Annotated in this window: 17 protein-coding genes; 4 read left to right on the top strand and 13 right to left on the bottom strand. The window is 53.9% G+C overall.

The window, feature by feature from the left end:
• Positions 1-14: 14 nt before the first annotated feature.
• Positions 15-422 carry a PilZ domain-containing protein gene (locus W02_RS13480; RefSeq protein WP_173048539.1) on the bottom strand — a complete coding sequence of 136 codons (408 nt, stop codon included), beginning with the start codon at positions 420-422 and terminating at the stop codon, positions 15-17.
• A 19-nt stretch (positions 423-441) separates the two neighbouring features.
• Positions 442-1,131, bottom strand: coding sequence for an OmpA family protein (locus tag W02_RS13475; protein ID WP_173048538.1), 690 nt, complete (start codon positions 1,129-1,131; stop codon positions 442-444).
• An 845-nt stretch (positions 1,132-1,976) separates the two neighbouring features.
• Here W02_RS13475 and W02_RS13470 point away from each other — a divergent pair.
• Complete coding sequence (locus tag W02_RS13470; protein WP_173048536.1) at positions 1,977-2,489, top strand: AraC family transcriptional regulator; 513 nt, start codon at positions 1,977-1,979, stop codon at positions 2,487-2,489.
• 114 nt (positions 2,490-2,603) lie between these two features.
• Here the strand turns inward: W02_RS13470 and W02_RS13465 are convergent, their stop codons facing one another.
• The 11 genes from W02_RS13465 to W02_RS13415 all read right to left on the bottom strand — a co-directional run bounded on the left by W02_RS13465 (position 2,604) and on the right by W02_RS13415 (position 17,987).
• Complete coding sequence (locus tag W02_RS13465) at positions 2,604-3,101, bottom strand: Fur family transcriptional regulator (RefSeq protein WP_173048534.1); 498 nt, start codon at positions 3,099-3,101, stop codon at positions 2,604-2,606.
• Between the two features lie 711 nt (positions 3,102-3,812).
• Positions 3,813-5,474: a putative maltokinase gene (locus W02_RS13460; RefSeq protein ID WP_173048532.1), complete on the bottom strand. Its 1,662-nt coding sequence runs from the start codon at positions 5,472-5,474 to the stop codon at positions 3,813-3,815.
• A gap of 23 nt (positions 5,475-5,497) precedes the next feature.
• Positions 5,498-7,492, bottom strand: coding sequence for an alpha-1,4-glucan--maltose-1-phosphate maltosyltransferase (locus W02_RS13455; RefSeq protein ID WP_173048530.1), 1,995 nt, complete (start codon positions 7,490-7,492; stop codon positions 5,498-5,500).
• A 39-nt stretch (positions 7,493-7,531) separates the two neighbouring features.
• Positions 7,532-8,230, bottom strand: a complete 699-nt coding sequence (locus W02_RS13450) for a hypothetical protein (protein ID WP_173048528.1) — start codon at positions 8,228-8,230, stop codon at positions 7,532-7,534.
• On the bottom strand, positions 8,227-9,504 hold the full coding sequence (locus tag W02_RS13445) for a glycosyltransferase family A protein (protein ID WP_173048526.1): 1,278 nt from the start codon (positions 9,502-9,504) through the stop codon (positions 8,227-8,229). The genes W02_RS13450 and W02_RS13445 overlap by 4 nt, the downstream gene beginning before the upstream one ends.
• 54 nt (positions 9,505-9,558) lie before the next feature.
• Positions 9,559-10,758, bottom strand: a complete 1,200-nt coding sequence (locus tag W02_RS13440) for a glycosyltransferase (RefSeq protein WP_197742015.1) — start codon at positions 10,756-10,758, stop codon at positions 9,559-9,561.
• Between the two features lie 28 nt (positions 10,759-10,786).
• Entirely contained in the window at positions 10,787-12,472 is a 1,686-nt protein-coding gene (treS, locus tag W02_RS13435) for a maltose alpha-D-glucosyltransferase (RefSeq protein WP_173051482.1), read from the bottom strand.
• Positions 12,473-12,482: 10 nt separating this feature from the next.
• Positions 12,483-13,151, bottom strand: a complete 669-nt coding sequence (locus W02_RS13430) for a DUF5752 family protein (RefSeq protein WP_173048524.1) — start codon at positions 13,149-13,151, stop codon at positions 12,483-12,485.
• Positions 13,152-13,749: 598 nt separating this feature from the next.
• A complete protein-coding gene (locus W02_RS13425) occupies positions 13,750-15,126 on the bottom strand; it encodes a sigma-54 dependent transcriptional regulator (RefSeq protein ID WP_232068543.1) in 1,377 nt (458 codons plus the stop codon).
• Between the two features lie 491 nt (positions 15,127-15,617).
• Positions 15,618-17,483 carry a 4-alpha-glucanotransferase gene (malQ, locus tag W02_RS13420; protein WP_173048522.1) on the bottom strand — a complete coding sequence of 622 codons (1,866 nt, stop codon included), beginning with the start codon at positions 17,481-17,483 and terminating at the stop codon, positions 15,618-15,620.
• A 204-nt stretch (positions 17,484-17,687) separates the two neighbouring features.
• The gene (locus W02_RS13415) at positions 17,688-17,987 is read right to left on the bottom strand and encodes a hypothetical protein (protein ID WP_173048520.1); all 300 of its coding nucleotides are present in this window, start codon (positions 17,985-17,987) and stop codon (positions 17,688-17,690) included.
• A 206-nt stretch (positions 17,988-18,193) separates the two neighbouring features.
• Between W02_RS13415 and zwf the strand changes: the two genes are divergently transcribed.
• From zwf to W02_RS13400, 3 genes are all read left to right on the top strand, one after another.
• A complete protein-coding gene (zwf, locus tag W02_RS13410; RefSeq protein ID WP_173048518.1) occupies positions 18,194-19,630 on the top strand; it encodes a glucose-6-phosphate dehydrogenase in 1,437 nt (478 codons plus the stop codon).
• 456 nt (positions 19,631-20,086) lie between these two features.
• Entirely contained in the window at positions 20,087-21,322 is a 1,236-nt protein-coding gene (locus tag W02_RS13405) for an MFS transporter (RefSeq protein WP_232068542.1), read from the top strand.
• 220 nt (positions 21,323-21,542) lie between these two features.
• Positions 21,543-22,715: an MFS transporter gene (locus W02_RS13400; RefSeq protein ID WP_232068541.1), complete on the top strand. Its 1,173-nt coding sequence runs from the start codon at positions 21,543-21,545 to the stop codon at positions 22,713-22,715.
• Positions 22,716-22,735: the final 20 nt, after the last annotated feature.

Here is a 22,735-nt window from a genome sequence, read left to right as displayed (position 1 = left end):
ATATACCATAAAGTTTAATGACGACGACACGACTCTTGAACCTGTTCAGTTTCTAGGTTGATGAGGAGTTGCTTGAGTTTCTGACGCTCTTCCGCTTGGATAGAAATGAACTGTACGCCAAATATCTTCCCATTAACCCATCGAACTTGGGCCTCATCAATTCTTATAGGCCAGCTGAGCCCTGGCACATAAATGCGGTATTCAAAGGTGCCGCCAATGACGACTGTTTGATTGGATTCGATCTTGCAGCCCCCATCGGAAAGATCTATTGTTTTTCCTTGGCCCTCGCGCTGACCTCCAGAAAATGTACTTCTAAATTGAGCTGTGAATCGGGGCTGCCGTCTCTGATCGACGGGTTCGATTTTCGCCGAACGTGCTTTGGTGACCATGCTCTTTTCTCCACTGCCTCGAATATCCAGCATAAAAAAGCATCCTATTTGTCTATTTCTTGACCCGTAGCCACATGTGCCCCCGACGATTTTCTCGATAACAGGCCTCGGTGTGGTCCAGACAGAACGGCCGCTCTTTGCCGTAGGATACTGTTCCAAGTTGAGTTTGACTTACTCCCAATTCCAGCAGATAGGCACGGGCGCTCTTCGAACGTTTTTCACCGAGCACGACGTTATAGTCTGCCGTTCCACGTTCATCGCAATGTCCTTCAACCCGCATCACAGCACCGGGGTGTGCTTTCAGCCACTCAGCATTATGGTCCAAGGATTCCATGCTATTCTTTGACAACGACCATTGATCATAGGCAAAGAATACATCCTGTAGTCCTGCTTCGATGGCAGCCCTCTCCTCTTGAGTTAGTTCAGCGCGCTGCATCGCGCGTCTTGCTGATTGATACTTTGATGAAATGCCTGAGCCTTCCATCAGGCGTTCTTCTGCCGGGTTACCGGAGAATCCGCTGAGTTCTGTGGCGTTTTCTCTCTGCGTCATGAGCGGAAAGGCGGGGTTTATGCCTTTACCATCCCAGGGTGTTCCTGAAATATCGCCCGACCGGCTGCTTTGAGAGCCCTTTCTGGAAGAGTCACCATCGGATTGAAGCCATTTCACTCCACAGCCCTGACTGAAGAGAACAATGATGCTCAGAAGCATGAATGCCTTAGTTCCCAAATGTTGTTGTTGCATGCATCGTCCTTCCATATGTTGCGGAATTCCTTGCGTACAACAAATATAGCACCCAAATTATTAGGCGCTTGGAGGGAACACGTGCCGTATAAAGAGTGAGAAATTGCGAGGTGTTATGACGAGGCAGTGCTTAGGCACAGAAAACGGTTAGTAACTCCTCCTCCGCTGCCTAAAGTCGATATGCCTTCTGTCAGCCCATCGAACGGGACGCATGACCGTACTAAAGGCGGCCACAGCACAAATAATGGCCAAGAGAGCAAATCCGACCACCAAAAGGACTCCTGCTCGAACATCGTGGGGAATGATGTGGTTCATGCGGCGGCCTCCCTATTGATCTAACTTCTGATAGGTCTAACTGTGCCACCCACAGACGCAGATCCATGGAGCAATGGGATCCTGCTTGTCTAATGTACGCCCGCAGCAAGGACAGTGTCGTGTCCAGGCACGTCGTTCGCCGGACTTTATCCTGCTCACATGTTTCAAGGATATCACCTTCCTTCCATATGTCCCGTATGAGTCATACGCAAAGGGTAATCCCCAAACTGTATAGATTCTATTCTGCTTTCGTGGGGACTTTCACTGGCAAATATCCGGCTAAAGAATTACATGGGAAAGGCGTGGTGTTGGCTCGGCTTAGACGGAAGACTTTCATAACCTTCTCTTGAATATCCCTACGCGCCTTTACTCTTGCTTGACAGATTTCCGCTTATCATGATATTGATAACTATACTCAACAAGAATATGGCTGGTGCCATACGGAGGCCAGAGGAATCCGATTCCCAGAGCCCACGATCCGAAAAGGGTCGTGGGCTTTTTTTACGATCGGAAAGGATGGTTTCTCTTTTATGATGTACGAAAGCAACCCTGCTGTTCAAAGCCGATCGGAGGCGGCACCTTTGGTTCAAGAGGACCAAGGGCGCTTACAGAACCCTCACCCTATACCCCACCTTGCTGCTCATCGAGCGTTATCTCCACCTGTCTTTTCTATCCTTCCCTATCGACAAAGCTCTTCTGCTCAACGAATCCAAGCATTCGTCCTTGAGAACCTCCAGAGTCGTATTACTCTCAAAGACTTGGGGCAATTCCTTGGGTATTCAGAAAAATACAGTTCTGAATTTTTTCGCCACCAAATGGGTATCCCGTTCTCCCAGTACCTGACTAGCATCCGGATTACGAAAGCCAAACTCCTGCTCACAGGAGAAGGATTATCCGTCACCGATGTGGCGACAATGCTCGGTTTCAGTGATTCCTTTGCATTTAGTCACTTCTTTAAGCGCATCGAAGGGTGCTCCCCGAGTGCTTTTAAGAGACGCCAGACGTCCCGTTACGATCTAAACTACAAGATGATGGCACTATAAATGGTTTTGCTCCTTAAAGCGGCAGGAGCATCTAAGGTTTGGCAGATACAGGGGGAGAGGCGGGTGGAGACAGGCTTTCTATAGAATATCGTTTGCAAGAAAGTTAGCTCCACCTCAAATGGCTTGCCGCGAAGGGTCTCCATAGTCTCGACAGTGACGGCAAAGACCATATAGCTCAAGATTGCGCGCCGTCAGGCTGAAGCCGTTGGCCACCGCAACCTTTTGTCTGAGTTTCTCGATTGTCCGGTCTTCAAACTCGACAATATGGCCGCATCCGGTACAGATCAAATGATCATGCTCCGACTTTGCTGACACATTATCGTAATGAGTTTCCCCCATGAATGATCTCGGCCGTGCTATCCCTAGTTGACACAGCACCTTGACCGTTCGATAGACGGCGGCGAGGGGCGTGCGCTGCCTCCCTTTGTTGAGCTGGGTATAGAGCGCACGAACGGTCACGTGTTCCTGAAGCAGGAAGGTACTGACAATACGCTCTCTTTGTGAGCTCCACTTGAGGTGGAACCGCGTGAGCTGTGAACGTAGTTGGTCAATCGTCTTATGAACAGATGGTTTTCTGTTCAGTGAAATAAAGGCGGAAGATGCACTCTTCATGGCAGACGGAAATCAATAACCCTACTACATTGGAGAGCCAACCGTTCTGTATATAGGACGTATCACCGGGTATCACTCCCCACCCTCTTAACTGATATTTTTTGTGCCTGCATTCCTGGATTGTCCGATTTATTTCGGACACCTAAGACCGTGAAAGATTATTTTTCAAATTGGAGTGTGGGTTTTGTCTTCTGACACGTCTTTACTAGTATTAAGACGTGCTTGACTCGGCCGTTTTTTCGCCGCGTCGTGAGAGCCGGAGCGGAATGACCCCCGCTCCGCCTCTTGCAATACTTCCTCCCTGATGCGTTTAAACAACATTTAAGTCGACCTCCTGTTGTGACCCGCGAAGAACCCGCACGTCTGTTGCGACGAGCATTTTCCGACGCCCAAGGGTCAAAGACTCACCGAGGGAAAGAGGCCGGATCGATTTTAAGAACCAACCGCCAAGCCTTCACATCGCTAGACAATAGGAAGCGATGAACAGTCTCGACTTCATTGCCGCAGAGCGGGTCCGTACAGCGTTGTTGTGTGGAGCTGGGAATTTTGGGCAGGAAGCACCTTCGCCGGTCATTGGATAGATGCAAACCAACCAATGCCTTTGCAGTTCATCATCGGAGAATTCTAAGTGAATATCTTCTGTGCTCAGCTAATCGATAAGATTTCTGTGGGGGTTGAATGTATCCATGACCGCATTCAGAATTATGTCCACTAAGAACTTGCTTTGGCTCTTGATCTAAGGACATCCACTAGTCCGTGCAGAGGGATTTCTACCCAATCAGGACGGTTATTGAGTTCGTAACGCAATTCATACATTGCCTTTTCCATCCGATAGACATCAAGCAATAAACTGACCTGCTCGACCTGTCGCGGCCAGACCTCGGTACCTGCCGCGGTATTGATATACCCCTTCACAAATGCCGCGCTGGTCCAGTGTGACCAATACCTCGCCCAGTAATATTGATCTTCGGAAATGTCCACGGACCCGGTTCCGAGCGATGCCCCCCGTCCTTTGAGAAATGCAAATGGAGCATACTGAAATGACCGAATCATCGACGCAACATCTATCAGCGGAGGATGCTTCATCCGACGTTCGGCAAGCGGGCGAGCCGGCTCTCCTTCAAAATCGATGATCATGTAATCGCCATCTGTCGTACACAACACCTGTCCGAGATGATAATCGCCGTGACATCGGATGCGACTAACGGATGCATGGATGTTCCTAAACGATTCGAAAGTGCGACGGTATGTCGGCTCCATATCGAATATGAGGCGGGCATTCAGTTGTCCTCGCAGGGATAAGGTATCCATGCGGTCTCTTAGCAGAGTAAAAGCAGCGGTCATACCCGCGGTCATAGAATCGTACTGAGCCTGACGATAGGTAGTCGTAAAGGCCTCAGGGGCAAATGCCGGGTCATCAGGGATGCGACTCAGGGCCAAGTGGAGTTCTGCAGTTCTTCTGCCCAATCGTTCCGCTGATGAAAGGTACGGACCGATCATCCGCTGGGCCAGAAACGGGAATTCCTCTTGCGCGCGATCAAGGACTGGAATGTGATGTTCCGGTGGAGGTTCGTCATAAAGATTTTCGCGCGACACACGGTCCAGAAACTCCTCGATCGCCACGAGCGTATTGCTCCAAGCGTCGCCGTTGTTGATCACGAATTTCTGCAGGACGCCAATGCTCAATCGGTTCCCAGACTCAGGTTGATATTCCAGCATTCCGGCAAGAGCAGGACTGTACGGGAATTCGATTTTGGTTAAGGCATTGCTGATTTCCACATCCGGGCTGAGTCCTTCCTCCAGCCTTCTGAATAGTTTCATGATCACACGTTTGTTGAATGCCACCGAGGTATTACTCTGTTCGCCCTTCATCACGTTTGGCTCCCATTCCGTTCCCGCAGGCATGAGATTTGGCAGAACAGCCGTGCATGACGCGTGAAGAGTCCCTGCGGTACCGTTGAATGTCGTTCTTCGGCTCATGGCCTGGAGAAGCGTGCGCATGAAATCAGGATTCCAGGTGGCCTCGTACAGGACACCGCTTTGCAAACTCTCACTGATCTGAACCGTCAAGGGAGCAATGACCGCCTGGGGGTGATTCTGTTTGACCCGCTCCGCTTCTTCTCCAATTGCCGCGATTAGCGGCAACGTGTACATTTCGCTGCTTCCGTCGGAGTAGCCCACACGTACTAAGAGCAGCAGGGTCATCGAAGCCGGTGGAATCTGAATCGTCTCGACAACACGAACCGTCGTAATCTTTCTCGACTTGCTTCCGAACCATCGACGCGTCGGCAGAACTCCCGGCAGGACTTTCATGAGTGTGTCTGCCGTCCCCTGTTTGAAATGCTGTTCCCAGGTCTGCGCATCGGTTCGCATGGATGAAGTCCTTTGGTTATCTCTCAGCGGGACTTGTCGATCGTTGCTTGCAGCGTCACAGGTCGATGAACGCGGAAAATGTGTGCCGGAATGGAGTGGGGATTAAGCGAGACATAATTGCGCGGGCCCTGCCAGACATAGCGCTCGTTGGTAAGGAGATCCTCCACCTCAAACGGGTACCCCCCCTCCAGACCCAGCTCGTCGAGATCCAATTCGACCCAGCCCGAATGAACGTCTTGGTGGCTGAGGTTGACCACCACGAGAATCATATTCGACTTATCCGGCGAGCGCTTGCTGTAGCACAGCAATTGGTCATTTGGAATCTGGTGGAATCGCAAACTCCAATCGCTTTGGAGAGCCGGATTCTCTCGCCTGATGCGATTCACCAGACCGATCAATTCACGGAGACTCGTGGCTTGCTCCAAGTCCCAATGTTTGATCTCATACTTTTCAGAGTTCAAGTATTCCTCACTCCCCGGCTTGAACGGGACATGCTCGCCGAGTTCGAAAGCCGGACCGTAAATCCCGTAACTGGCGCCGAGAGTGGCAGCCAGGATCAGCCTTGCCATGAACGCCGGCCGTCCTCCTTGCTGCAGCTGTTCAGTGAGAATGTCCGGCGTGTTCGGCCAGACATTCGGACGGAAAAATTCCCGTACAGGGGTCTGAGTAAGCTCTGTAAAGTACTCCGTTAGCTCCGCCTTCGTCGTTCTCCACGGAAAATAATTGTACGACTGTGTAAACCCCAGCTTGGCCAGTCTGTACATGATCTTGGGACGAGTGAACGCCTCCGAGAGGAAAATCACATCAGGATGAGATTGATGGATCCGCTCGATCAGCCACTCCCAAAACGCAAATGGTTTCGTATGAGGATTGTCGACTCGAAAAATCCGCACATCCTGTCCAATCCAATAGTCGATCACCGACTTGAGTTCATTCCATAACTCTTCCCAGTCGCCATTCTCAAACTCGAGAGGCACAATGTCCTGATATTTCTTGGGAGGATTTTCCGCATATTGCACCGTTCCGTCCGGTCTGATCCGAAACCACGAGCGATGCTCTTTCACATAGGGATGGTCCGGTGCGCATTGGAATGCGATGTCCATAGCGACTTCCAGGCCGTGTGCACGGGCTTGCTCGATGAAATGCTTCAGATCCTGAAGCGTCCCCAACGGGGCATGAATCGCTTTGTGCCCTCCTTCAATCGCCCCGATGGCCCAAGGACTTCCCGGGTCCGTCGCCTCCGAAGTCGGAGAATTATTTTTCCCCTTCCGGTGTGTTTTCCCGATCGGATGAATGGGAGGAAGGTATAGGACGTCAAACCCCATTGACGCGATATAGGGCAGTCGAGTCTCGCAGTCTCTAAATGTCCCGTGCTGCCCGGCAGTCCCGCTGCAGGAGCGAGGAAACATTTCATACCAGGTACTGAACCGGGCTTGTATCCTTTGACATATCACTCGCAATTCCTGATCGTAAGTCGTCGCGAATTCCCGATCCGGATATTTCGCCATAACTGCTTCGGTTACCGGGTTGAGCGCCTCCCGAACACGCTCTGACACGTCGATCGTCTGTGCGCCCACAGCCCGCACAGACGCCGACAACGTATCTTTGTCTTTCCCTTTTGCCCGGCCAGCTGCGTCCTCCATCAATTTCGCCCCGATCAACATCTCAACTTGAATATCCTGTCCGGCATCATGCTTCTTGATGAAATCTCGGCGCCAGGTCGCAAAATGATCGACCCAGCCAGTAACCGTGTACCGATAGTACCCCTGAATGGTGACTGGGAATGAGGCCCGCCACCTGTCATTTCCCACTGAATCCATGGCGATCTCCGTCCAGCGTTTATCCTCTTCCGCACGATAACGGAGCCGCAAGGACAGACTATCGTGCCCGTCAGCAAAGGCATCTGCTTCCACGACAACTTGCTCACCAACCACTCGCTTGACGGCGAACCGACCTGCATCGACTTCCGGCGTAACATGCTCGATGACAACCCGTTGCCTTCCATTCTTCGGATACATAGCGGTGATCGTCCTTATTGGATACGCCGAGTTACAAGATCAGATATGCGTGAGTTCATCGTTCACCTTCTCACGTCGCAAGCGCCGTTCCAGCGCCTCTCGTGCGATGATTCGCCCACCCAAGCCCAGCGCAATGGCCATGGCGAGCACAATCCCTCCGAATATGATCGAAAACGCCGCGATCACAATTTCTTTCGCAATGCCCAATTGGGTGAGAACCATTGCCGCTGTGAAGATGATTACGCCCCACCGAACCAGCGTGGCGATCAATCTCGCCCCGTGGATTTGAGCATTGACGGCCGCGATCAGAACGGCTTCGCCGCTGAAGTTCGCCAGCAGGATACCCACAAGGGCGACAAACACGGCCGCAATGACATGGGGGAGGAAGCCTACGATGGCGCTCATCAGATGGGTGGTGGCCGGGAGATCCAACGCGTCGACTCCCATGAATGCGAAGAATACGAACACGATCCAGAATGCGAGTTGCCCGATCAGTTGAGACGGGGAACGCTTCACTCCGGCTCTTCTCAGCGCCGGAGCTGCTCCCATGCGTTCACACAAGGCATCGAAATGGACGGCTTTCAGGACCCGTTGCAGAAACATTCTGATGACTCCGCCGACGATCAGCCCCAGGGTCAGAAACGTCAGAAGCGCCATAAGTTTCGGAAGGAATAGGGCAACCCGCCGCATCATTTCCCGATAGCCTTCCACCATCGCTTCCTGCCACATTTCATTCATTGGAACCTCCATCGCTCGACCAGATACGGCTTCATGCGCTCGAAGGTCGTGCAACCGTGTTCCACCGCCCGTTCTACCTCTTCCGTTCCGGCCCCCCTTGTTTCAAGTACCAGCGATGCAGTCCGGCCGAGATACAGCGGGGTCAATGATTTGAGGAGGTGGTCTCGATGGATGACCTTTTCGCGGTACGCGATCGCGAAGTCGTAGACGGTCTGAACCCATAGTGGGAGCGGAAAGGTAAACGCGTCCTCCTCGGCCAATCCGAGCGCGAGGATGCCTTCCAAGGTGTCGGGGGCGAGAATGATTTCCCAGATCGGGAGCAAATCCCGTAGTCCCTGCTGAAATCCTTGCACCATTCGCTCGGTATTGATCGTCACCGCCTCAGCCCGTACTTCAAACGGAGGCCCGCTGACCGGAACCGCGCTCGACTCAGCTTGTTTTTCCCAGACATCCTGATAGCGCTCCATATAATGAAAGACCGCACCCACCGCCTGCGTCAGCACCATTGATACGTCCAGACCGTTTGCCTTGACATCTTGAATCTTGGATCCGAGCGACGCTTGCCAGACATTAAATCCTTCAGCGATGGCGACCGTGGTCAACCACGTGTCAATGCTGAACCGCGCAGCCTCGCCTTCCCAGAGATCTTTTTGCACACAGCGGCTGATTAGCTTTCCAGAGAAACCATATGCTCCGCCAGCTTGACCGGCGATCCGCTTACCATAGAGCGCTCGGGTCAATGGTGCGACAAGTCCATTGGTGAGACTTCCCTCATAGCGTTGCCGACGGAAGACCGGCGCGACATAATCGGCATCCTTTTCCAATACCGGCTTGGCAAGCAGTTCCACCCAATCCGGCATAACGGAGCGGATGCCTCCGTCGATACAGATGCAGGTTCGCGCCCGCGATTGTTCGGCGATCATGAAGAGCGATCTGAATGATTCTTCCCGGGCGGGCATCCCGGAGTACGACAATCGATTGATCGCGAACGGATTGGCCACCATCCCATTGGCGATAGCGGGAATCACCGCGACAGGACGGCGATTTCCAATGCTGCGCTTGATCAGTTCCGGCGTGCCGTCCTTCGATCCTCCATCGGCTGCGACGATGATGACCGACGCCTGAGGAAACCACCGGTCGAGACCTTCCAGAATGGCGCTCAGGACAGTTTCAATCGTGGCTGCGAGATTGAAGGTCGGAAGGCCGATCAGAATGTCGATCTTGTCGAGACCAGGATACTGCTCTTGAATTTGCTCCCACGCTGCGGCTGGCATTGCTGATTCCTTTAGGCTCCGAGTGTCGGATTGCAAACCACCATACGCGGGCGGTCATCGATTTGCGAACAGCCGCATGAGGGTCAAAAAATCGCTTACGTCTCGAGTGATGAGAAAATTTCTCCTCACATGCTCGCGCCCCGCTCCTCCCATGCGCTGAATGACTCCCGGGTTGTTGAGGAGATATCTGGCTCTAAATGCCACTCCTTCAACCGAATGGACCGTATAGCCCGTCGTTCCATCTATGATCTGTGCCGCAATGCCACCGGCCGTGCTGCCGATGACCGGCTTGCCCTTCCACATGGCTTCTGCCACCGAGACGTTGAATCCTTCCTTTACCGACTTCTGAAAAATCAGAGTCGCTGCGCGCTGAAGAGCGTTGATCTCGAGATCGGCCTCGGGAGGCAACTGGAGGACATGGATATCCGGGTCTTCCGCGGCGGCCTCCTGGATCTCAGCGAGCACGGCTTCTCCTTCCGGCTCATGGGTCACGCCGGACCCAGCGATGATCACGCGACAGTCGTGATGCTTTTTCACCAAGCGATAGGCGGTGATAGCCCCGACCGGATCCTTAAACCGTTCGAAACGTGAAAGTTGCAACAAAATCGGTTTATTCCGCGGAATGCCGAGACGCTGCATCACGTCATTGATTTCTGCACGGCTCAATTCCCGATTTTTCTCGCTCAAGGGGTCGATGGACGGATAGATCAGGAATTGGGGAATCGGCAGCCGGTGGGCAAACCCAGGCAACGAAAAAATGGCGGCATCATACGCGACCACAAAACGCCGAAGAAAATTCCACGCATGTTGGCGCGGCGTGCCCACGTCGAGGTAGCAGCGCCAAAACCAATTACCGCCTTTTCGATATTCGATCAACGCGGCAGGCTGAGGATCATGAACCATGACGAGGTCCGCGTCGAGATCGAGCGCCATGGCATTGCGCTGGTTGATCCGAAGGTAGACTTCCTGCATTTGGTCCGTCAGACGCTCGTCCTGACTCTGAAGTGCATTTGCCAGAAGCCGGGTGACCCGGAAAAACTCCTGATCGCCGGCCAACACCTCCCACCGGGCGTCAACCCCCAACGCCTTCATCATCGGCACGAGCCGACGCAGGATTTCAGCCATCCCGCTCCCGTAGCGGACAGCACTGACATGGAGAAACTTGCGTCCCGATACCACGTCGCTTAGTCGATAGAGGAAATCGACCGTTCCTTTGGGGGCACAATCTCGATATTCGTCCAGTTCGCGGGCCACCGTTGGCGCTCCTCTCGTTGCCGGTTCGTCAGATCACACTGCCTTCGATGCCGTAGGAAGAATCCGAAACCGCTTTGGGGTGAAGCTTGAACCAGTAAAAGCCGTAGGGAGCCAGACTCAACGCATAGGTCTGTTTGCCGATAACTGGAAACCGCGAATCACCGAAAAGCTCATGTGGCACCATCCCTTCGAACCGTGAGAGGTCCAACTCCACCGGCTGCGCCGAGCCCGCCAGGTTGTGCACCAACAATAACGTCGTGTCGCGGTATTCACGCAGATAGGTCAGCACCTTGTCGGTGTGCGGGCGAAGAAAGGTAATGGTCCCGCGACCAAACGCAGGCTGCCTCCTTCGCACGGCGATCATGTGTTTCATCCATTGTAGGAGAGAGTGCTGTGCCTGACGTTGGGATTCGACATTCGTACCCTGATAGCCATATACCGAATCGGAATTCGCCGGCAGGTAGAGTTTCGCGGGGTCAGTCTTTGAAAAACCTCCGTTCCGATCCGCCGTCCACTGCATGGGTGTACGGACGCCATTACGGTCTCCGAGGTGCACGTTGTCGCCCATGCCGATTTCGTCGCCGTAATAGATGATCGGACTTCCCGGCAATGTGAAGACCAGACTATTGAGCAGTTCGATCTTGCGGCGGTCATTGTCCAGCAGGGGCGCCAAGCGTCTGGCGATGCCGATATTCCGCCTCATCTGAGGATCACGTGCGTAGGCGTAGTACATGTAATCTCGTTCCTCACCGGCGCACATCTCCAATGTCAGTTCATCGTGATTCCGGAGGAAGAGGCACCATTGGCAATTCTCCGGTATGGGCGGCGTATGGGTGAACATATCGACGATCGGATGCCAATCCTCGCTTCGCAAACCCATAAATAATCTGGGCATCAACGGAAAATGAAACGCCATGTGAAATTCGTCACCGTCGCCAAAATATGGGCGTACGTCTGCCGGCCATTGGTTGGCTTCAGCCAGCAGGATTCGCCCTTGATAGGCCGTATCGATCCGTTTGCGGACTTCTTTGAGATACGTATGGGTTTCCGGCAGATTCTCGCAGATCGTCCCCTCGCGCTCAAACAGATATGGCACCGCATCGCATCGAAACCCATCGAGTCCCTGTTCCAGCCAAAAGGACATCACGTCCAGCATGGCGTTCCGTAACTCGGGGTTGCCGTAGTTCAAATCGGGCTGATGGCTGAAGAACCGATGCCAATAGTACGCGTTGGCGACAGGATCCCATGTCCAATTGGATTTTTCCGTGTCGATAAAGATGATGCGTGCCTTTTCATACCGCTTATCAGTGTCGCTCCAGACATAATAGTCTCGGGTCGGCGATTGCGGTGAGCTACGAGCAGATTGAAACCAGGCATGTTGATCCGATGTATGGTTGAGCACAAGATCAGCGATCACTCGCATCCCTCTGCGATGCGCTTCGTCCAGGAACTCCCGAAAATCTGCCATCGAGCCGTAGTCGGGGAAAATGTCCCTGTAATTCGAAACATCGTAGCCGTCATCACGCAGCGGCGACGGAAAGAATGGGAGCAGCCAGATACAGTTCACTCCCAACCATTCGATGTAGTCCAATTTCCCGATCAAGCCTCGGAAGTCTCCGATCCCATCGTCATTGCTGTCACAAAAGGCTTTGACGTGCAGTTCATAGAATACCGCGTCTTTGAACCAGGTTGGATCCGTCATCACCACCGCCATCTCTTCTTCCTCAAGTCTGCGGCTCACGGCTGAGTACATCGTCGCAGGCCGTGAGGAGTGCCGACCGTAACCGTTCGAGACTGCCCAAATATGGATTAATGGACCGAAACCTGTTCGCAAGGTCCGGCATGCCGAGGCACTTGTCAATCCACGTGGCAAAATCGCTGTCATCCTGATGCAGGCGATGACGCGATTCGAAGACATGGAAATAGATTGCGCTTACCTCAACCTCGCCCAAGGCATTTCGAAATTCCTGCAATGTCTTGGCCGCAATGCCGGTCGGCACCTGGAGAATGCGAGATTTATTAAAATGAAACGGCTCTCCAAAAATGACCCGCGGAACGATCGGCATGCGCGAGAGGTGGTCATCGATAATCGAGATGAGTTCTCCCCGCAAGGCTTCCAATTCCGAGAATTCAAACGGATCGACCACGGCGAGTCTTTCGCCCAGTACATGGTCCCGAACTTCCATGGCAACCCACTGCGCAAAATCATTGGGATAAGGCCGTTCCACATAGCTATGCCGTAGTAAATAACTATGGGTGTGAAAATAGATGGAATCGAGAGGGACAGATTCGAGCAACTCAGCCAGCCGACGTTCATCTTCGGCTTCTTCTCCGAGTATCTCCCGTAATTCCGAACATTCCATGAATACAAAAGGCCGTTCTGCCGTATACACAAAATCTCCCTTAGTCGTTGGTCCTATCTAGGTGAAACCGTGTATCCCGTTCCACTGAACAATTTGAGCGTCACATGCGGTGCAGCAAAGCCTGGATAAGGATTCCCCGTCCATCGGTGGCTGGAGGCCCTGGCGCTGAGTCACAATATTATTTTATGCATGAGATTTGAATGTTATTTTGGAGACCTAGAGGAACACTCCTCCATCGTGCGCTTACGATTCTTATGCAATCAAACGTGGTGCGCAATCAGCAATCGCCGTCGTTTTTTCCTCACCATCCCATTTTTCGATGGGTTACGCCATAGCCAGTTTGCGGTCGATCACAGGCCTATGGTAACGGTAGCGATGCCCGGTCTTCAACGGAGATTCTCGAGCCGCATGATGGATAGAAGGATTAGGGATATCGCCAGCCAGTCCTGCCTGAGGCAGGCTCCCCGCGTAGCTCAAGCCGACCTGATGCGGCGGACCAGAAAATCTCTAGGATGGCGAGGAAATGGCTTCTTTGTGGGAGTTCACGTTTCGTCGGAGCCTGCCCGTCCCGTATGTTTATGAGATGGTGCCGTGCAGAACATCAACGCTTCCTCTGATACGATAGGTATTACTGGGAAATGGCGGATCCCCGCTCGCTAAGGCCGTAGGATCGAATTTTTCGAAGCAATGTCTTCCGGTGAATGCCCAATATGGCGGAGGCCTGCCCGTGGTCCTGTTGATGGGCATCGAGAACACGCTGGATATGTTCTTTTTCCAACTGTTCCAACGTAGTCCAGCCGCGAGCTTGCGCATGCTCTTGTACAGTCGCCACGCGGACCGCGTCGGGTAGATCCTCCGGAAGGAGGACGGGATGGGGCGTGAGCGCGATAGCGCGTTCGACCACATGCTCGAGTTCTCTGACATTCCCGGGCCACGAATAATTTTTCAACAGCTTAAGGGTCTCCGGCGACAGTCCGCTGACAGGGCGCTCCTTTGTTCGGCCCAATTTATCCACGAAAAACTGGCTAAGCGGAGCGATGTCGTCAATGCGCTCTCGTAACGGGGGCAGGGTAATGGTGACGACTTCCAATCGATAAAACAGATCTTCTCGAAACTTGCCCGCCGCCACCAGGGGTTTCAAATCCTTTTTTGTCGCAGCAATGATCCGGACGTCCAAGGTTTGAGTGACATTGCTGCCAACGCGGCGAACCTCACGCTCCTGAAGCGTCCGAAGCAATTTGCTTTGGACGACGGGAGACAGGTCGGCTATTTCGTCCAGGAAGCAGGTTCCTTGGTGCGCCTGCTCGAGCAGTCCTTTCTTCATCGACACTGCGCCCGTAAAAGCTCCGCGCTCATGGCCATACAGCTCAGATTCGAGCAGCGACTCTGCCAATGACCCTGTGTCGATCGGAATGAACGGACCGCTGCTCCTAGGGCTGTTGGCATGAATGGCACGCGCGATCAACTCCTTGCCCGTCCCGCTTTCACCTTGAATCAAAACTGTACTATCAGTCTTGGCCACACGAGCGACAGTTTTATACACCGTCACCATGCCCGGACTGCTCCCGACCAGGTTGTCGAGCGAGTAGCGCTGCCGCAACTGATCCCGTAACGAGCGATTCTCCTTCAATAGTTTTTTATGCTCGAGAGCCCGCCGGACCACAAGCCGGATGTCTTCGACGATGAATGGCTTGCTCAGATAATCGAACGCCCCCGCTTTGATGGCGTCCACGGCCGTCTTCAACGATCCGAAGGCAGTCAACAAAATCACGAGCACATCAGGACTCTTTTGACGGACTGTTTCCAGCAAGGCCAGCCCATCCATTCCAGGCATGTGAATGTCGGTGATGAGAAGTTCCGGTTGCCACTCCGTCAGGCGACGCAGCGCCGATTCGGCTTCGTTTGCAGTCTCGACTTCATAGCCTTCCTTGATGAGGACCTCCTGAATCATCTTGACGGTTTCCAGATCATCGTCGACGAGCATGACACGCGATTGTCGCAGCATGGGCCTAGACCCTCCATCAAAGGCCGGCATTTGTCTGAGGGCATCAATGCCGGATCAGAAAATATTACGGATAAAACGATTCCTTACGCCACTGAATATTTTTGGTCTTCCCCCGCTGCCATCCACGATGAGGTTGGGCACATAAGCTGAGCGCACCACTCGCCATCAATTTCAACCAATCTCCAAACACGGTAGACACCATTCAGACATGCCCGGCAAGCGTGAAGCATATTGCTCATGAGGACTCAGACATCGCGATTGGTTGGGCAACGACGCAGCAGGTGCCCTATGCGCTGGAATCCGCATGCATGATTGGCTTGCCATCACTTCTTCTTGGGATACGAAAGCTTCACAACGAGTGAATTGGATGCAGCGGCCATTCACGCCGCCATGGAAACTTCTTACGATCCCATGCTCCAACAGATGCGCGCGCATGGAATCACGCGGAGCTAGGAACGCTGATACCCTGGCCGATTTCTGAATCCTGATTGTCAGGATGCTGAGGGTGGTTTTACCTTTCTCAGGTTGAGGATCCCCGCGAGCCTGCGTGGATGCTCCGATGCCTCGATGTCTTCCAGTGGAAGTGGAAGCGCCAACGACCAATTGGGATACTTGCCTGCCGCGGACGGCATATTGGGCCGCTCGCTCACCACACAGACTGCTTCCATCATCGCCATGACTATGGCAGAGGGCGCGTCAGCCAATTGCTCAATCGTTTTGGTAATGGCCTGAGTGACATCGGCATCGGCTTCAAGGCCGGTGGTCTGGAGTAGCTTATCTCGAAATCGCTCGCTCGCATGCTGATCGGGATTCAACCCGAGACTCTGTTGCGTCGTGAAGTCGGCTCCGGTCCAGACGCCGGCTAATGTTGGGAGATCGTGAGTCGTAACCGCGGCAAGCGCTTTCTCAGGATAGGATGAGGGTGCCTCTTCTTCAAACCAGAACACCCGATAGGAGAGCACATTGTGGCCGCTCAGTTTCTCCCTGACTCCGGGCTCCACCGTTCCGAGGTCTTCACCGACGATCACGGCTTTCGCGCGTTCACTCTCGACCTCCAAGATCGCCAATAGCTCATCCACCGGATAGCGCACGTAGGCACCCTCGCTGGCTTTGGCGGAATCCGGCACCCACCAAAGTCGGAACAACCCCATGACATGATCGATTCGGAGACCTCCTCCAAACCGGAGCGCGCTACGGATCGTCTGGATAAAAGGCTTGTACGCCGCCTTCCGCAGTTTGTGGGGCACAAAAGGGGGCAGGCCCCAATCCTGACCCTCTGTGTTGTAGAGATCCGGCGGTGCGCCGACCGTCATGCCTTGGGCAATGAGATCCTGCCAAACCCACGCATCCGCCCCATCGGATGAAAATCCGATCGGAAGATCATGCATCAGAGGAATATACCGGCTGGCGGCCAACAATTGATCATGCAGTTGCCACTGGAGCCATTCATGGAAGCGCACACGGTCCTGATGCGTCTTCGCAAAACGCAGAACCTCCTCGGATGCAGGATTTCTGAACGCAGCCGGCCATCGCCGCCAATTGGTGCCATGGTTCTCGGTCAACACGCAGAATACCGCGAACTCGTTCAAAGTCCTTCCCCCCTCCGCACGAAACGCATCAAATTCTGGGTTTCCGGTGAATCGCGACCAGAGCAATTGAAAAGCCTGCTGCTTGAGCTTGAAGACCTGGTCACGGTCGATGTGCCGATCTTGATTGAGCGCATGTCCGGCAGTCACCAGGCGCTGAAGATCTTTCCCCAGGAATGCGGCGCCTGGCATGTCTTCGACCCGCAGATACATAGGGTTGAGGAAACGGCGACTAGAGGGTGAATAGGGACTGGCCTCCTGAGGGACGACCGGCAGTGGAGCATCCAAAGGGTTGACGAGTACCATTCCTGCCCCGAGATCTTGCGACCATCGAGCCAAACGGCGCAAATCGGCCAGGTCGCCAATTCCCCAGCTCGTGCGGCTTCGCGCCGCATACACCTGAGCATTCCAACCCCACGTTCGTAGACCCACCGGTAAATGGCACCGGCCTGGAGTGACGATCAAGCGAACAGGAGAATGATGTCCGGATGCGGCGATGAGATCGTGATAGCCGATGGGAACCGTATCGGGGAGATGATCGGTTACAACGACGACAGAGCCGTCTTCCAATCGCAAGTCCGCCGGCTCGGGAAGCGTGATACGCATCCCCTGCCGGACAACCCGTACCGGCGCATCGTAAAAGAATGCTTCAGGATCGGGCGGCTTCCCCATCGTCTGCCTGATTCTATCGATGGCCTGGCTCGAAACCGTGCGTATCTCTCCCCCCGCATCCACATACTTCCCGTCTATTCCCCACTGATCAGTATTCATTTTCCAGCGTTATTGTGACTGGGATAACTTGAGCGAATAGTGTGGCTACGCGTATGACCTCGGCCCCATCGACCCGGAATCTTTGAGGTTGACTCTCTTTCCATGAGGCGCCAGACGGATACGGAACACCGGCTACAGTTTAGAAAATATGAGTACCGTCTATCTCGAGAGATGCTCCTGCCATTCCAACAAACATCATGGCGATTACGGGGTCGTTCCCTTCTTGCGACGACGATTGGGTTTGATGACTCTGTAGCCATGACCCTGGAGATAATTGATACATTGATTGAGGTAGACCGGATTGAGCGGCTTGAATTGTCGAACCGGATGTTTAGAATCATTGCGAATTCCAAAATACCGGCAGAGTTCCATATAGGTTTTCGCTCCCACGTTTGACAGATAGCAAATTTCTCCTGAACTGACGAGTTCGTATACTTTGCGGGGATTGTCGAGCAATCCCGCCTTGGACAGAGCTTTCTTTGCCCGCTGCGTCAATCGGTCCACGTCCAACTTCATCGCTCTAGAATGCATGCGCTCGGTATGCTATTCCAGCCCCTGGAACCCGGCTGGATCAAGGTGACGCATCGAGTAGGTCGATCGACATCTTTGAGCCTCGCCTGGCTTAGTCTAGAATGCCGAGAAGTCAGGACGGAGCGGGTCTGTAGACCGCCATAGTAATCCATCGCACAGGAAAATTGGAGGTTGTCGCTATGGGAGTGAACACCGACCGCGTGATGCCATCAGACGCGTTAGTTCTGTTTGGAGTGAGCGGAGATTTGGTCCATAAAATGATTTTCCCCTCTCTCTATGCCATGGTCATCCGCGGCCATCTTGATATTCCGATTATTGGCGTAGCCTCGTCCGAATGGAATGTAGATCGGTTAACAAAGCATGTGCGGCACAGTATCGATGCTGCGGGAGGCGTAACGGATCACCAGGCTTTCCGTCGTCTCCTTTCGCTGCTGCGCTATGTGAAAGGTGACTATCGTGATGAAACCACCTTCGCGGCCATCAAACGGGAACTCAGATCGGCCTCGCGTCCCGCGCATTATCTCGCCATTCCCCCCACCTTGTTTGCGACGGTCATTCAGGGATTGGGAGCGGCAGGTCTCGCAAACGAGGCACGTCTGATCGTAGAAAAACCATTCGGGCGGGATCTTGCCTCAGCGCAAGCGCTCAACCGTACCGCCCAATCCGTCTTCCCGGAGAGTTCGATTTTTCGCATTGATCACTACCTCGGGAAGGAAGCGATCATGAACATTCTCTATTTTCGCTTTGCCAACTCCTTCCTTGAGCCGATCTGGAATCGCAACTACATCGCCGGGGTACAGCTCACGTTGAGCGAGGCGTTCGGTGTAAAAACCCGCGGTGCATTCTACGAAAGTGCCGGCTGTCTTCGGGACGTGATTCAGAATCATCTGTTGCAAGTTGTGGCATTGCTGGCCATGGAGCCTCCTGCCTATCAGGGCTATGCCGCGATCCACAGTGAGAAGGCCAAGGTATTCCAGGCCATGCGTTCCCTGAAGCCCAGGGACGTCGTGCGAGGTCAATATGCGGGGTATCGCCTCGAGCCAGGAGTGGCTAAAGGATCGAACGTGGAAACCTATTGTGCGGTTCGCCTATTTATCGATTCTTGGAGATGGGACGGCGTGCCCTGGTACCTCCGTTCAGGAAAATGTTTGGCAGAAACGGCCGCCGAAGTACTCGTGGAGTTGAAAGATCCGCCTCAAAAACTCTTCTCGGATTCTACGCTGTCTGCGGAGCGGACCAACTATCTCCGCTTTCGGCTTTCGCCGAGGACCGCCGTCGCGCTGGCGGCGCGCACGAAACGGCCGGGGCATGAGTTTGTCGGGGATCAGCAGGAACTGTATCTGTTGGATGAACACCCGGGAGAAGAAGGGCCATATGAACGCCTCTTAGGGGATGCCTTATTGGGCGATAACGCGCTCTTCACCCGCCAGGATGCAGTCGAGGCCGCATGGGCCGTCGTTGATCCCGTATTGAAGCGCCACTCCAAAGTCCTTCCTTATAAGCGAGGCAGTTGGGGCCCAGTTGGTAGAGATCAGGGCGTCGAGCCGGAGAGAGGTTGGCACAATCCGGAGTTGGGCGGTTTAAATACTCGGAGACCAAAACGTCAACGCACTTGATTCAAATAATCGGCCACTCTCAATTTCATGCCGGCATATCAGAACCGAAATAGGATCTTTCTTTATGGGTTAATCTCTTTCTCATCTATAAGGCGACACGATGGTCGACTGCACGAGACGCTCGTTCATAACACCTCACCCCAGAACCGCCTTCCGTCAGTTTGAGCAGTCGCGACCAGGACAGCTTGTCTCAGACTGTGGCTCAATTGTCTCCCGGAAATATTTTCGAAAGACCCCTTCAAACGCTTGCCTCTTGATGATCCTTATAAATTCATGGGTTTGGTTATCTCGGTGCGAGAGCCCGTCTGGTCTATCAATTGCTTAAAGGGAGATCATAGGATTTACATTACCCCTAATAAGAATTGAGACGGTGGCTGAATGAACACCCATGAATCGAAACAAAATCCCGAATCAACGGACGTTCAATCAACTGAATCGGATGGCAGAGGATGGAGGTTGATCAGGACTCGCGATTTTGGTTTGCTCTGGTGGGGACAAGTCACGTCTCAGGTTGGAGAGGGTCTTAATAAGGTTGCACTATTGTGGTTTGTCTATGAGCTGACCGGATCAGCGCTCATGCTCGCTGTGGTCGGCTTGCTTCAGACGATCCCGCCGTTGGTCTTTGGCCCCGTCATCGGTGTGTACTTGGACCGCCTTCCCAAGAAAATCGTGATGGTATGGGTGGATTTGATCCGAACCGTGCTCACACTGCTGATACCGGCACTGTATGGACTGGACTTGCTCAGCCTAGAGGGTTTGTTCGTGCTGATCTTCTTAACGTCCATGGTGTCCACGGTGTTCGGCCCCGCACTGAGTTCTGCGGTCCCTCTCTTGGTGCGGCGCCGTGAACTCGTATCCGCGAATGCATTGATACAAAGCACGAATAACATCGGGACATTGCTCGGACCCGCCGTCAGCGGTATCTTAATCGCGCTGATAGGGGCCCAGCATGTACTCTATGTAAACGCGGTCACGTTCTTTATCTCTGCTCTCTGCCTCATACCAATCCGGAGCGACGAGAAGGTCGGGGCGCGGGAAGCCGCCTCGACGTCTTCCATTTTGAACGATCTCGCTATCGGTTTCCGATTCGTCTTCCGCGACCATTCGACCGTCTTCGTCCTGGTCATTATTTCCGCTCTTTACAATCTCGGGGCGAGCGCATTCGTGTTTGTTCTGCCGGTCTATGCGAAAGAGTCCCTGCACGTCGGCCCGGTTCAGCTTGGATGGCTCTGGTCTGCGCTGGGAGTAGGCATGCTTGGCGCATCCTCATGGTTGGCCATGCGTAGAAATAACGATGTGCGGAGCCGGATGCAGATTCTCGTCGGCGGCACGACGGTGGGCGGAATGGCCGTTTGCAGCCTAAGCCTGCTAGAATCACCGCTGATCGCAGGCGGCTTCGTAATCATGGTTGGAGCCGGTGCCGCAGTTCTAAATCCGGTCGTATGGGCATTACTACAGGAAATTACCCCTGAGCATCTGATGGGCCGAGTCTTTACAACCTTCAGCACCGGTTCCATGGCGGCAGCGATGGTAGGGATGTCGAGCTTCGGCTGGATAGCAGATGCGATCGGGCCTGCCGCGAGCCTTATTGGGCTCGGCTTGGTCCTCCTGTTAACGGCTTGCGTGGCAGCCCGTTTCCCGCGACAATCTCTTGGCACTCCAACCGTACGGACGCACGCGGCAGCAGCCTGACCATGACACAAGGTCGTTATCCACCGAAGAAACAGCATTCCCGGCATGCATACCGGATCAGCGCGCAGACTTTGCACTTGGCTAGCCTCACCCCGGAATACCTCTGACTTCCACACTGGACACCAGCACGTCTCCTGGCGCCGGTACACGCAAATGGCTCCTCTCACGGGATTTTGCTCTGATTTGGTGGAGTCAGATCCTCTCGCAGGTCGCGGATGGCGTGAGCCGGCTCGCACTGTTGTGGTTTGTGTATTCGGTCACCGGTTCGGCATTGAAGACCAGCATCATCGGATTACTTCAGACTCTCCCGCCCATCGTGCTGGGCCCCTTGATCGGCGTCACCGTCGATCGCCTTCCGAAGAAAGCCATCCTGATCGGCAGCGACGTGGCGCGCGCGCTGTTGATCGGCGTCATCCCCTGTGCATTGTCGGTCGAATTCTTCACTGTCGAGATGCTGTACTTGCTCGTCTTTCTGTACGGGATTGCCACAGCGATGTTCGTGCCGGCCTTGTCCTCCTCGGTTCCGTTTCTCGTCGATCGTCCACGCTTCACCGCGGCCAATGCATTGCTTCAAAGCACCACAAGCATCGGCATCATCATCGGACCTGCGTTAAGCGGCGCAGGCATCGCTTTTTCGGGATCGCAGGACGTGCTCTGCATCAATGCGGTGACCTATCTCGCCTCGGCGCTCTGTCTGATACCAATCCGGTTTCCTGATACGTCACGCGGCGCTCGTACGCGAATGCACTGGGCGACCGCCTTGCTGGGCGACATGACGGAAGGGCTCCGCTACTCCCTCTTCACGCAGCGGACTATCTTGATACTCATTCTGTTGGCCTCGCTGTACACCTTTGGAACAGGCGCGTTCACCACACTGTTCCCGGTATTCGGCAAAAAGATGCTCGGCGTAGGACCGATCGAGATTGGCTATATCTGGTCCTGTCTTGGAATCGGTCTGCTTGTGGCCTCATTGTGGCTCGTCTTTTTGACAAAATGGCGCATCCGCATGCGTGTCCGGGCAGTGGCAATTTCGAGCATGATCGCCACCGCAGCACTCTGGGGACTACTCTGGTCCCGAGATCTGCCAGTTGCGATGCTGCTTATGGGCATCATCGGGATTGGCTTCGGAACGTGGACACCGATCGCGTGGGGTTTGATTCAAGAAATTGCCCCGGCCGAGATGGTGGGGCGCGTCATGGCCATCTACACGGCAATCGCAACAGCGACGTCGATGGCTGGCATGACGTTCTTCGGCTGGCTGACAGAACAATTCGACGAATACATCAGTGTGGGCGGAATTGGCTTGGTGCTGTTCGTTTTGGGTGTGGCGACTCTCTGGTTCAGCGGCCGCGTGATCGTGAACCCTCATCAGGCGGAAACCGTCAACGCCTGACGGATGATCTTGCATACCGG

It is taken from the genome of Nitrospira sp. KM1, from assembly GCF_011405515.1.
Classification (GTDB): Bacteria; Nitrospirota; Nitrospiria; order Nitrospirales; family Nitrospiraceae; genus Nitrospira_C.
Note: the sequence above shows the minus strand (reverse complement) of the source record. Positions and strands in the feature narration are given on the sequence as shown.

Bases quoted from the DNA above. Each gene is read 5' to 3' on its own strand.
- W02_RS13480 (WP_173048539.1), bottom strand. From the start codon at position 422: ATGCTGGATATTCGAGGCAGTGGAGAAAAGAGCATGGTCACCAAAGCA.
- W02_RS13475 (WP_173048538.1), bottom strand. From the start codon at position 1,131: ATGCAACAACAACATTTGGGAACTAAGGCATTCATGCTTCTGAGCATC.
- W02_RS13470 (WP_173048536.1), top strand. From the start codon at position 1,977: ATGATGTACGAAAGCAACCCTGCTGTTCAAAGCCGATCGGAGGCGGCA.
- W02_RS13465 (WP_173048534.1), bottom strand. From the start codon at position 3,101: ATGAAGAGTGCATCTTCCGCCTTTATTTCACTGAACAGAAAACCATCT.
- W02_RS13460 (WP_173048532.1), bottom strand. From the start codon at position 5,474: ATGCGAACCGATGCGCAGACCTGGGAACAGCATTTCAAACAGGGGACG.
- W02_RS13455 (WP_173048530.1), bottom strand. From the start codon at position 7,492: ATGTATCCGAAGAATGGAAGGCAACGGGTTGTCATCGAGCATGTTACG.
- W02_RS13450 (WP_173048528.1), bottom strand. From the start codon at position 8,230: ATGAATGAAATGTGGCAGGAAGCGATGGTGGAAGGCTATCGGGAAATG.
- W02_RS13445 (WP_173048526.1), bottom strand. From the start codon at position 9,504: ATGCCAGCCGCAGCGTGGGAGCAAATTCAAGAGCAGTATCCTGGTCTC.
- treS (WP_173051482.1), bottom strand. From the start codon at position 12,472: ATGGCGGTGGTGATGACGGATCCAACCTGGTTCAAAGACGCGGTATTC.
- W02_RS13425 (WP_232068543.1), bottom strand. From the start codon at position 15,126: ATGCTGCGACAATCGCGTGTCATGCTCGTCGACGATGATCTGGAAACC.
- malQ (WP_173048522.1), bottom strand. From the start codon at position 17,483: ATGAATACTGATCAGTGGGGAATAGACGGGAAGTATGTGGATGCGGGG.
- zwf (WP_173048518.1), top strand. From the start codon at position 18,194: ATGGGAGTGAACACCGACCGCGTGATGCCATCAGACGCGTTAGTTCTG.